This window comes from Herbaspirillum sp. DW155, from assembly GCF_037076565.1.
GTDB lineage: Bacteria > Pseudomonadota > Gammaproteobacteria > Burkholderiales > Burkholderiaceae_D > Herbaspirillum.
In genome coordinates, this window is the sequence record NZ_AP029028.1 from 2,501,159 (window position 1) to 2,512,896 (window position 11,738).

Here is an 11,738-nt window from a genome sequence, read left to right on the forward strand (position 1 = left end):
CGGTGTCAATACGGCCAGTCAATGGGCCGGGGCCCGGCTCAACCTTGATTCGGAGATTCAATGAACTACGTGCTTCCCCTGGCACCCGTCACCAGCCTGGAAGTGGCTGGCAGCGTCGATGCCTTTCCAGTCAATCGTATCTTCTGTGTCGGCCGCAACTATGCTGCACATGCGCGTGAGATGGGCAAAGATCCGGAACGCGACCCACCGTTTTTCTTCATGAAGCCGGCGTGCGCTGCCGTGCGCGCCGGTGAGGCCGAAAGTAGTATTGCCTATCCCCCGATGACGGCCAATTTCCATCATGAGATTGAGCTGGTGGCGGCCATCGGCAAGGGAGGGCGCAATATCCGGGTTGAGGATGCGCTGGCGCACGTCTACGGCTATGCCGTCGGTCTGGATATGACCCGTCGCGACCTGCAGCTGGAAGCCCGTGACAAGGGACGCCCTTGGGAATTCGGCAAATCCTTCCGTGATTCGGCACCGATCGGGCCCATCTACCCGGTGACCAGCGTGGGCCATATCGTCACGGGCGAAATCGGCCTGACAGTCAATGGCCAGTCACGACAGCGTTCCGATGTGCGCGAACTGATCTGGTCGGTGGCCGAGAGCATTGCCTATCTGTCTCAATACGAAGCACTCGAGCCAGGTGACCTCATCATGACCGGCACGCCCGAAGGCGTAAAGCCAGTCATCACCGGTGACCTGATGGAAGGTTATGTCGCTGGCCTCGGCGCCATCCGCGTGCGCGTGGCGGGCTGATACCGCGGTCAATTCCGGAGGAGAATATCATGCAAGAAGCGACGATCGCCTTTCCGCACGAGCAGATTTGGAACGGGGATGGCTCCAGCCGCATCCCTTTCTGGGCTTACACCGACCAGGCGCTATACCAGCGGGAGCTGGAGCGATTTTTCTATCGCGGTCACTGGAACTACGTCGGACTGGAAGCGGAAATTCCTCATCACGGCGACTTCAAGCGTACTGTCGTCGGTGAGCGTTCAGTCATCATGACACGTGATGCCGAGGGAGACATTCATGTTGTAGAAAACGTCTGCGCGCATCGTGGTATGCAGTTCTGCCGTGAGCGCCATGGCAACCGCAAGGAACTGGTATGCCCGTATCACCAGTGGAATTACCGCCTCAATGGTGACCTGCAGGGCGTACCGTTCCGTCGTGGCGTCAAGCAGGATGGCAAGGTCAATGGTGGCATGCCTGCCGATTTCAGAATCGAGGAACATGGACTCACCAAGCTCAAGGTAGCGCGTCGTGGAGGTGTCGTGTTCGCCTCCTTCGATCACGACGTTGAACCGCTTGAGCAGTTCCTCGGCCCGCAAATGCTGGAGTATTTCGACCGTCTCTTCAATGGTCGCCAGCTCAAGATCCTCGGCTATAACCGTCAGCGCATCCCCGGTAACTGGAAGCTGATGCAGGAAAACATCAAGGACCCCTATCATCCCGGTCTGCTGCATACCTGGTTCGTGACCTATGGTCTCTGGCGCGCAGACAACAAGTCGCAGTTGCGCATGGATGACCAGTTCCGTCATGCCGCCATGATCTCCACACGCGGCAGCGGTGGACTAAAGACCGAGGTGACCGCAGGTGTGTCCAGTTTCAAGGAAGGCATGCAGGTGCATGACAAGCGTCTGCTCGACATTGTCCAGGAAGACTGGTGGAAAGGACCGACGGCGGTGATGATGACGGTCTTCCCGAGCGTGATCTTCCAGCAGCAGGTCAACAGCGTTTCGACTCGCCACATCCAGCCCAATGGCACCGGCTCCTTCGATTTCGTCTGGACCCACTTCGGTTTCGAAGACGATAGCCCGGAAATGACCGAGCGGCGCTTGATCCAGGCCAACCTTTTCGGGCCGGCCGGATTCGTATCTGCCGACGATGGCGAAGTGATCGAGTTCTCCCAATCGGGTTTCGAACAAAAGCCAGTGCATCGCACCCTGGCTGAACTGGATGGCCGTGAGTGCCGCGACACCGAACATATGGTGACAGAAACACTCATTCGCGGCATGTATGCCTACTGGCGCAAGATCATGGAGGTTTGAATGGAAGCCAGCCTGTACATCGAACTTTGCCAGCTCTACGCCCGCTATGCCGAGGTGGTCAGCAGCGGCCGCTGGGAAGAATGGCCCGATTTCTTCACCGATACATGTACCTACAAGGTGCAGCCGCGCGAGAACTACGAGCGAGACTTTCCCTTGGCCACCATGTCCTTCATCAGCAAGGGCATGTTGCATGATCGCGTCTATGGGATCCGCGAGACGCTGTTCCATGATCCTTACTACCAGCGCAATTTGACCGGTCTGCCTTTGCTGCGTGGACACCAGGGAGAGGTCCTGGAGGTAGAGGCCAACTACGCCATCTTTCGCACCAAGCTCAGCCAGGAGAGCACTGTCTTCAACACCGGTCGCTATCTGGACCAGGTTGTGCGGACCGTAGACGGCCTGCGTTTCAACCGCAAGCTGTGTATCTACGATACCGAGATGATTCCAAACTCCTTGATCTATCCCATATAAGGCAGCGTGATGACTGAACAGAGCAGCCAACAATGGTGCGACGCCGCCAGTGTTGAGGCCATTCCCGAGGATGACGTGATCGGGGTAGAAGTGGACGGGAAGGACCTGGCCCTCTACCGCGTCGACGGCCAGGTATATGCCACCGACAACATCTGCACACACGGCCATGCGCGGCTCTGCGATGGCTTCCTTGAGGGGCATGAGATTGAATGTCCACTGCATCAAGGCAAGTTCGATATCCGCGATGGCCGTGCCATGTGCGCGCCGCTGACCGTGGACGTGCGGACCTATCCGATCCGCATCGAAGGGGGGAGGGTATTCGTCGCCCTCTGAACAGGTATTTCCGCGCTTTCCACAGAAGAAAGCCGTATCCAGCTCCTGAGAAGAAAGACAGCCAGGCAGCGCCAGAACAAAAGAAGAGAGAAGATGCGCCCCGCTGCGGGCGGGTGTATCCATGCCCACCATGCATACAACAGAGGAGACAACATGGGATTGAGAAAGCATATCGTGACCGCCGTGGCGGTCAGTGGCATTTTGATCAGCGGGATGAGCGTGGCCGCCGAGCCACTGAAGATCGGCCTGTCGGCGCCGTTGAGCGGTGGCCAGGCGGTGGTCGGCCAGGATCAGGTCGACGGTTTCAACCTTGCGCTGGAGCAGGCCAAGGGACAACTGGGAGGCCGTCCGGTCACGGTATTGCGGGAGGACGACCAGCTCAAGCCGGAGATCGGCGCCCAGATCATGCGCAAGTTTGTCGAGAAGGACAAGGTTGATGCCATCGTCGGCATGGGTTTTTCAAACGTCTTCATGGCGGGCTTGAAGACTGTCGTGGATGCCGGTGTGGTCGCCATCGCTACCAACGCGGGCCCCTCGCCCGCAGCCGGTGCCGGCTGCGCCCCCAATGTGTTCTCCGTGGCTTGGCAGAACGACGGCAGCGCCGAAGCGGTAGGCCAATACGTCAGGTCCAAGGGCTACAAGCGCGTTGTCCTGATGGCGCCCAACTACCAGGCCGGCAAGGACATGGTGAACGGGTTCAAACGCTTCTACCAAGACGCGCCGGCGGATGAACTCTACACCCAGGTCGGCCAGACGGATTATTCCGCGGAGATTGCCCAGATACAGGCAGCCAAGGCTGATGCGGTGTTTGTCTTTTATCCCGGCGGCATGGGCGTGAACTTCGTCAAGCAATTCAGTCAGGCCGGCCTGCTGGGCAAGTTGCCGATGTTCTCGGTCTTCACCGTCGACGGTACCACCATGCCGGCCTTGCGTGAGGCTGCAGTGGGCAGTGTCTACGGGGCGATGTGGGATGCGGCATTGCAGACACCAGAGAACCGCCAGTTCGTCGATGCCTTCCAAGCAAGGTACAAGCGTGTGCCCAGCGAGTATGCCGCCACCGGCTACGACGCAGCGCGTTTACTGGATGTGGCGGTGAAGAAACTGGCAGGCAATACCACCGACCGCAAGGCCTTTGCCGCAGCAGTGAAGGCGGCTGGTTCCGAGTTCCGATCAGTTCGAGGACCGTTCAGCTTCAACCGCAACAACATGCCTTTGCAAAATTACTACATGTTCCAAGTGGTCAGGGAGGCGGGGCAGGTGGTAGTCAAGGAAGGCGGGGTCGCTTTGAGCAGGCATGCCGACAGTTACGCTGCCTTATGCAAGAGGATTTAAGCCATGGACCTCTTCACGCAGATCGCCACGCAGTTGCTAAACGGCGTGCAATACGGGGTACTGCTGTTCCTGCTAGCAGCAGGACTTACGCTGGTGTTCGGGATAATGAGCTTCGTCAATCTGGCACATGGGTCGCTTTATATGCTGGGGGCGTATTTTTCCGCCCTTGGCTATGAGTACGGCGGCAATTTCTTCTGGGCTGTGCTGGCTGCGCTTGCCGGCAGTGCGCTGGTAGGCATGCTGCTGGAGCGACTGGTGGTGGCGCGCCTGTATCGGCGCGATCATCTCGATCACGTGTTGGCAACCTTCGGGCTGGTATTGTTCTTCAATGAACTTGTACGCATGGTGTTCGGTCCGCAGTCCTATTTTCTTCCGCTGCCAGCTATGTTCGAAGGTACCGTTTCGCTATTCGGCTTGGAGTATCCGGTATATCGCCTGACCATCATCGTAACAGGGATCGCGGTGGCGCTGGGTAGCCACTGGATGATCAACGGTACCCGCCTGGGCATGCTGATCAGGGCCGGCTCAGTCAATCCGGGGATGGTTGCCGCCCTGGGAATCAATATCCGTCTGCTCAATGGCCTGTTGTTCGCCATCGGTTCTTTGCTGGCCGGGCTTGCCGGCGTGATGGCCGCTCCCATCCTCTCAATCCAGTCGGGAATGGGCGAGCCGGTACTAATCGCCACGCTGGTAGTGATCGTCATCGGTGGCATCGGCTCGATCCGAGGTGCGTTTTATGCTGCACTGATCGTGGGGACAGCGGACACGCTGGGACGGGCCTTCCTGCCACAGATGTTTCGCTTGTTCATGGAGCGTGAGACGGCAACCGCTGCGGGTCCTGCGGTAGCTTCCATGCTGGTCTATATCCTCATGGCTCTGGTGCTGGCGATCAGGCCCAATGGGTTGTTCCCTGCGGGAGGAAAATGATGCGTACAACTGTCTCTGCGGCAGCGCGCGGCCTTTCTTTCTGGGTGCCGCTGCTGTTGCTGCTGGTATTGGCCTTGCTGCCGGTGATGGCCGAATGGCTGGACCAGGGCTTCTTCGTGACGCTGGTGGCCCGTATGCTGGTCTATGCGCTGGCGGCGGTTGCGCTCAATCTTGCGCTCGGCTATGGCGGCCTGGTCAGCTTCGGTCATGCACTGTTCTTCGGCGTCGGCAGTTACTGTGTCGCCATTCCGGCCTTCTATGGTATCGATGCCGGTTGGGTCCATTTGCTGGCCTGCGTAGTGGTCTGCACGCTGCTAGGCGCGGTTACCGGGCTGATCAGTTTGCGCACCAGCGGTATCGCCTTCATCATGATCACGCTGGCTTTCGCACAGATGGGCTACTTCGTGTTCGTCAGCCTGAAGAACTATGGTGGTGATGACGGCATGTCCATTACGGCACCGTCACAGCTTGGGCCGCTTGACCTAGGCAATCTCACGATTCTGTACTACAGCACTCTCGTGCTGCTGTGCCTGAGCTTGCTGGGGATGTGGCGCATCCGTAGCGCGCCCTTCGGTATGGTACTGCGAGGTGCGCGCCAGAACGCACGTCGTATCCAGGCGTTGGGCTTTCCGGCACAGCATTACCAGCTGGCTGCGTATGTGTTCTCGGCGGTGCTGTGCGGGGTGGCCGGTATGCTTTTTGCCAATCTCAATTCCTTCGCCTCTCCCAGTTCGCTTGCCTGGTCGGTCTCCGGTGACCTTATCGTGATGGTGGTGCTGGGTGGCATGGGCTCAGTGGCTGGGCCCTTGTTGGGCGCACTGGCCTTCCTTGGCATGGAAGAAGTACTAAAGTCATGGAGCGATCATTGGGCGGTAATCTTTGGCCCGATGATTGTATTGATCGCGTTGATGGGACGAGCCGGAATCGCTGGGTTGCTCGAACGTATCGATACGCTGCTCTTGCGACGCACTGCGGCTGGGCGCCCAGCACAGTCCGTTCTGCTGACGGAGGAATCCCGATGACCCGGATGCTGCTGGAAACCCGCGGACTCACCAAGCGCTATGGCGGCCTGCTGGTGACTGATCATGTTGACCTAGAGATTCGCCCTGGCGAACTACACGCCATCATTGGTCCCAATGGCGCAGGCAAGACGAGTCTGGTCAACCAGCTCTGTGGAGAACTGCGCGCTGATGCTGGAACGGTCTGCTTTGCCGGCCGTGAGGTCACCGGGCAAGGTATCGCTCAGCGCGCGCGCAGCGGACTACTGCGTTCTTACCAGATTACCGCCGTCTTCGAGGAGTTCACCGTGCGCGAGAACGTGGTACTGGCCGCACAAGGTGCGCGGCGCCATGGTTTTGGTTTCTGGCGCGGACTGCTGGATCAGCCCGACCTCGTTGCAGTGTCTGACCCGGTGATAGCTGAAGTCGGCCTGGCTGCGGTCGCCGATACCTGTGCCGGCGAATTGGCTTATGGGCAGCGTCGCCAGCTGGAACTCGCCATGGCGCTGGCTGCCGAACCACGCTTCCTGTTGCTCGATGAGCCCATGGCCGGCATGAGCGCGCAGGAATCGGCAGCCGTGGTGAGCCTGCTGCAGAGGCTCAAGGGTCGATACGGGATCCTGCTTATCGAGCATGACATGGATGCCGTATTCGCCCTAGCTGATCGCATCACCGTACTGGTTTATGGTCGGGTGATGTTTTGCGGGACGCCTGATGAAATTCGCCATCACCCCGAGGTGAAGGCCATCTACCTGGGAGATGATGTGTCATGACTACCCTGCTGGAAGTACAAGACCTGTCTGCCGCCTATGGTCGCGCACAGGCATTGTTCGGTATTGATTTCGATGTCCATGCCGGCGAAGTGGTGACGCTGCTGGGTCGCAATGGCATGGGGCGTTCGACTACGGTGAAATGCCTGTTCGGGCTGCTGCGCCCCCAGCGGGGTTGCATCCGCCTGGCCGGGCGTGCGATTCATGCTGCGCCCTCGCATGAGATTTCCCGGCTTGGGCTGGGGCTGGTACCGGAAGGACGACAGATTTTTTCCAACCTCAGCGTGGAGGAAAATTTGGTGGCCACTGCGCGTGCTCCGCGCCACAAGAGCGATCCCGCGCCATGGACACTGCAGCGCGTGTATGGACTATTCCCGCGTCTGCAGGAGCGTCGCCGCAACCAGGGGTGGCAATTATCCGGTGGCGAGCAGCAGATGCTCGCGATCGGCCGTGCACTGATGACCAACCCGACTCTGTTGGTGTTGGATGAGGCGACGGAAGGCTTGTCGCCACTGATTCGTCAGGAAATATGGGATTCACTGTCGCGTCTCAAGCAGGATGGACTGTCCCAGATCGTCATCGACAAAAACGTCAAGCCACTGCTGAAGCTGGCTGATCGTCATTTCGTGCTGGAGAAGGGCCGCGTGGTCTGGTCCGGCAAGTCTTCCCAACTGGCCGAACAAAGCCAGCTGGTCCATCAATATCTTGGAGTCTGACCACCATGAGCGGTATCCACAGCGAACGCATCCTGCATAACTACTTTCGTAGTTCCTCGTCCTACCGCGTGCGTATCGCCCTGAACTTGAAGGGACTTTCGTCTGAATATCGCGCCATACATCTCAACCGCAACGGCGGCGAGCAGTTCGAGCCGGCCTTCCAAGCACTGAACCCCCATGCGCTGGTTCCTGTGCTGGAAGAGGAGGGCGCGCTGATTAGCCAGTCATTGACGATCCTTGAATATCTGGAGGAGCGCTATCCGGAGGTCCCCTTGCTACCTGCAGATCCTTTCGCCCGCGCATATGTGCGTCAACTCGCAAATACTATCGCGTGCGAGATGCATCCGCTCAATAACCTGCGTGTGCTGAAGTATCTCTCGGGAAAGCTAGGGCTGGATGAGCCCCAGAAGAGGGAGTGGATCCACCACTGGAATCGCCTCGGCCTGCAGGGACTGGAGCAGCAAGTCCTCACCTCGCCCTGGCGCGGCCGCTTCTTGTGCGGCGACAGGCCGGGTCTGGCTGATTGTTGCTTGGTTCCGCAGCTGTTCAATGCACAGCGCTTTGAGGTCGATCTCACACCCTATCCCACGCTGCTTGCCATTGCCGCAGAGTGTGAGCGGATCGAGGCCTTTGCCAGCGCGCATCCCTCGCGTCAGCCCGATGCCGAGTGAGCCCTTATGGCGGCATGACACATGGCAGACGGGCTTGATCAAAAAATAAAAATACGCCAATTAAGAGCGGACAACCAGCAATCAACAGGAGGAAATATGCACAAGATGGCAATGGCCGGCGCGCTCGCGCTGCTGGCCGGGATGGGGGGGCGGTACCGTCCGGGCACAAGATTCCGTTAGCATTTACGGCATCATCGATACGGCGGTGGCGTACACCACCAATGCGAATGCGGCAGGGAATTCGGTATTGAAGATGCCGAGCCTGACCGGTTCCTTTCCATCACGTATAGGTTTTAAGGGGATTGAGGACTTGGGCGGCGGCCTGCAGGCCCTGTTCGTACTGGAGTCTGGCTTCGGTCCGATACCGGCGGACTGGGGCAGGGCAACCGGCTATTCGGCCGGCAATCATTGGTCGGGCTCAAGAACAGCTGGGGCCAGTTGTCTCTCGGTCGTCAGGTCAACATGACCTTCCTGGCCACGGCCAAGAGCGATGTAATTGGACCCAGCCTGTTCTCCATCAGCAGCATCGACCCCTATCTGCCGAATGCACGCAGCGACAATGCCATCGGCTACTTGGGAAGTTTTAACGGATTTACCATTGGTGCTACCTACAGCTTTGGCCGCGACACTGCATCAGCAGGTGGGCCGGCGGCCACCAACTGCCCCGGAGAAGTGGCCGGTAACAACAAGGCGTGCCGCCAGGTGACCGCTTTGTTCGGCTATGACGCACAGGGCTATGGAGTGAGTACATCCTACGATATCCTGTATGGCAATGCAGGGGCCGCCAATGGTCTTGGCAGCAGCGACAACACGGACCAGCGCGTGACCCTCAACGGCTATGTCATGCTCGGACAGGCCAAGCTGGGGGGAGGAATAATTGACCGTCGCACACGCGCGGCGGCCAATCTCAATACCGACTCAGATCTTTACTATCTTGGGGTGAGCTATCCCTTCTCTGTCGCACTAGTAGCCGATGCACAGCTGATGCGCCTCAATGTCAGGAGGAGCAGCAATGACGCTACCATGTCGGTGCTACGTCTAACCTACAACCTTTCCAGGCGAACGGCACTGTATGGTTCGCTGGGATATATCCGCAACCGAGGTGGCTCGGGGATATCTCTAGACGCCGGGGGAACAGTGGCGACTGGCAGAAACCAGTTGGGGATCATGAGTGGGTTACGGCATACATTCTGAGAAGAGCTGGGAGCCCGCCGAAGCCGTCTTTGGCAGAGGCGGTTTCGGTTGGTAACTCTCTGCGCCATCGCGTCTGGTCGTAGAGGTCCTGCATACCGTCAATAATGTCAGCGCAGCGCCCTCGTGGAGTCCAAGGGATGCGCTGGCTGGGTCGGCAATATTCTACTGACGTCACGGTGGATCAGGCTTTTTCTGCGCGTGCCAAAAACATCTCGACGAAGCCATCAATGACTTTTTCGACGAATCGCTTTGCTTTTTTGTCGCCGGGATCGGCGACCAGCTTTCCGTCGATGACCAAGTTTGACAAGCCATGTACGGCAACCCAGAGCAAACTCACGTCTACCGGCGTCGCTCGCGGACCGAAGACAATCGTTCCAAGTCGTTGCACCTCGGCAAAAGACGCGCGACGTTGGTTGGTCGTATTCAGGAATTGCTCCGAGCGCGCGTCGACCGGGGCAAACATCGTCCGAAAAAGGCCTGGGTTGTAGATGGCAAATTCGAGGTAGGAAATTGCAGATGCTTTTAGTACTTCGCCAACACTGCGGCAATCGACCTGATCGTGGGCGGCACCCATGGCCGCGGCCAACTCCTCGAAACCGCTGGCCACCAGTGCAGCGACGAAACCTTCCTTGTTTCTGAAATGGTAGTAGGGCGCCTGATGCGTACAGCCGGATCGCCTTGCTACCTCACGCATGTTAAGGGAGGCTTCGTCGACTTCATTCAGCATCGCCTTACCTATCCTCAGTAGCGTCTCGCGGAGGTCGGTGTCAGGTATCAAATTGCTGCTTTCTTTTTTCGTCATGCTCAATGGATCCGCCAAATTCTGGTTTTCCTGCAGGAATCGATACATGATAAACGAAGTTGGCGCAATGCCAGAGAAAAGCCCCAGTGCCATATCGCCGAGAGGGACGCGCACCTCCAACGCAGGAAAACTAACAGGCCACCTCGCCATGCTTCGGCTTGTTGTATGCGCTGCGCCTGCGAAACGCTTGACGCTGTCAACTAGACATTGTCTAATTGGGCAGATGTTACCCCACGACTATCCCTTGTTTCTCTCTTTGATATGACATGAGCGAGCGCAAAAAAATCGCGGTCGAACAACTGGCTGTCGGGATGTATTTTTGTGGATTTGATGCCTCATGGATTAACTCGCCCTTCTGGCGAACAGGCTTCAAGTTGAGTTCGCCTTCGGATGTTGCAGAGGTGGTTGGGGCGGGCTATGACACCTGTTGGATTGATATCGCGCTGGGGGACGACCTTGCCGGACCAAGCGATCTGATTCCATTGATTGAGACTAGGAATGATGATGCGAAACGAGCGCAACAAGTGCCCGCCGCATGGCAGGATGCGCAGCGTCTCTTTGCGGAAACGAAGGAGTTGGCCAAGGAACTCTTTTGCCAGGTACGTCTGGGAAAAGCGGTAGACGTGCGGATTTGCCAACGCATTGTCGAAGATCTGACCGCAGCGGCAATACGAGACCCGGATACCATCATGAGCGTGTTGCGCCTCAAGCTCGCCGATGAGTATGTTTATGCGCATTCTCTTTCAGTCTCAGTTCTGATGGTCGCGCTTGGACGCACCATCGGCCTGGATGCAGACGCCTGTATGGAGGCCGGTTTGGCAGGATATCTTCACGATATCGGAAAAGCCTTTATTCCCGAGGACATCCTCAACAAGCCGGAGCAACTAACGAGGGAAGAATACAAGCTTGTCCAGCGCCATACGACGCTGGGTTACCGTTATCTGCAGGAAAACCCGCGAATACCGCCTACAGTCGCTTTGGTGTGTCTCCATCATCACGAGAAAATGGATGGGTCGGGATATCCTTTGCGCAAGCTCAGCAATGAAATCGATTTGTATTCGCGCATGGCTGCCATTGCCGATGTCTACGATGCGCTCACGTCAGATCGTCCCTACAAGCAGGGCTGGGAACCAGCTACTGCCATATCCCGTATGGCGTGCTGGAAAGGGCATTTCGATCCCACTCTGATGTCAGCATTCGTCAAGAGCATCGGTATCTACCCAGTTGGCAGCGTCGTCAAGATGCGCTCTGGGCGCTATGCGGTGGTAATCAGACAAAACCACGATGAACTCTTGCGGCCGGTAGTCAGGATAGTGGAATACGCTGCGGCAACAGAAATGACTGAACCCGTCCTGATTGATCTATCCGACCGCAATTCAGGAGACGAGATTGCAGAGAAAATCGATGAGCATTGGAACGATGTGAAGGGAATAGCGAAATCCATGCTTCTAAGCATATAAGGACACGCCTGAA

12 protein-coding genes and 1 pseudogene are annotated in these 11,738 nt (G+C 57.8%); 12 read left to right on the plus strand and 1 reads right to left on the minus strand.

The annotated features are described in order from the left end of the window. The first annotated feature begins 60 nt into the window (after positions 1–60). The 11 genes and pseudogenes from AACH55_RS11450 (at position 61) to AACH55_RS11500 (ending at position 9,463) form a co-directional block, all read left to right on the plus strand. Entirely contained in the window at positions 61–759 is a 699-nt protein-coding gene (locus AACH55_RS11450; RefSeq protein WP_338719739.1) for a fumarylacetoacetate hydrolase family protein, read from the plus strand. 29 nt (positions 760–788) lie between these two features. Next, positions 789–2,051 carry an aromatic ring-hydroxylating dioxygenase subunit alpha gene (locus AACH55_RS11455; protein WP_338719741.1) on the plus strand — a complete coding sequence of 421 codons (1,263 nt, stop codon included), beginning with the start codon at positions 789–791 and terminating at the stop codon, positions 2,049–2,051. Beyond that, positions 2,052–2,522, plus strand: coding sequence for an aromatic-ring-hydroxylating dioxygenase subunit beta (locus tag AACH55_RS11460; RefSeq protein WP_338719743.1), 471 nt, complete (start codon positions 2,052–2,054; stop codon positions 2,520–2,522). Between the two features lie 9 nt (positions 2,523–2,531). After that, positions 2,532–2,855: a non-heme iron oxygenase ferredoxin subunit gene (locus tag AACH55_RS11465; RefSeq protein WP_338719745.1), complete on the plus strand. Its 324-nt coding sequence runs from the start codon at positions 2,532–2,534 to the stop codon at positions 2,853–2,855. Positions 2,856–3,068: 213 nt separating this feature from the next. After that, positions 3,069–4,187 carry an ABC transporter substrate-binding protein gene (locus tag AACH55_RS11470; RefSeq protein WP_338720280.1) on the plus strand — a complete coding sequence of 373 codons (1,119 nt, stop codon included), beginning with the start codon at positions 3,069–3,071 and terminating at the stop codon, positions 4,185–4,187. Between the two features lie 3 nt (positions 4,188–4,190). Beyond that, a complete protein-coding gene (locus tag AACH55_RS11475) occupies positions 4,191–5,114 on the plus strand; it encodes a branched-chain amino acid ABC transporter permease (RefSeq protein ID WP_338719747.1) in 924 nt (307 codons plus the stop codon). Continuing rightward, on the plus strand, positions 5,114–6,136 hold the full coding sequence (locus tag AACH55_RS11480) for a branched-chain amino acid ABC transporter permease (protein ID WP_338720282.1): 1,023 nt from the start codon (positions 5,114–5,116) through the stop codon (positions 6,134–6,136). Before AACH55_RS11475 ends, AACH55_RS11480 begins: the two co-directional genes overlap by 1 nt. After that, positions 6,133–6,885: an ABC transporter ATP-binding protein gene (locus AACH55_RS11485; RefSeq protein ID WP_338719749.1), complete on the plus strand. Its 753-nt coding sequence runs from the start codon at positions 6,133–6,135 to the stop codon at positions 6,883–6,885. Before AACH55_RS11480 ends, AACH55_RS11485 begins: the two co-directional genes overlap by 4 nt. Then, positions 6,882–7,598 (plus strand): ABC transporter ATP-binding protein, encoded by a 717-nt coding sequence (locus AACH55_RS11490; protein ID WP_338719750.1) that lies wholly within the window; start codon positions 6,882–6,884, stop codon positions 7,596–7,598. Before AACH55_RS11485 ends, AACH55_RS11490 begins: the two co-directional genes overlap by 4 nt. A 5-nt stretch (positions 7,599–7,603) precedes the next feature. After that, entirely contained in the window at positions 7,604–8,269 is a 666-nt protein-coding gene (gene maiA, locus AACH55_RS11495) for a maleylacetoacetate isomerase (RefSeq protein WP_338719752.1), read from the plus strand. 205 nt (positions 8,270–8,474) lie between these two features. Further along, positions 8,475–9,463, plus strand: a pseudogene (locus AACH55_RS11500) (porin). 181 nt (positions 9,464–9,644) lie between these two features. Here AACH55_RS11500 and AACH55_RS11505 read toward each other — a convergent pair. Beyond that, entirely contained in the window at positions 9,645–10,358 is a 714-nt protein-coding gene (locus AACH55_RS11505; RefSeq protein WP_338719754.1) for a TetR/AcrR family transcriptional regulator, read from the minus strand. A 173-nt stretch (positions 10,359–10,531) separates the two neighbouring features. Between AACH55_RS11505 and AACH55_RS11510 the strand changes: the two genes are divergently transcribed. After that, positions 10,532–11,725: an HD-GYP domain-containing protein gene (locus AACH55_RS11510; protein WP_338719756.1), complete on the plus strand. Its 1,194-nt coding sequence runs from the start codon at positions 10,532–10,534 to the stop codon at positions 11,723–11,725. Positions 11,726–11,738 lie beyond the last annotated feature (13 nt).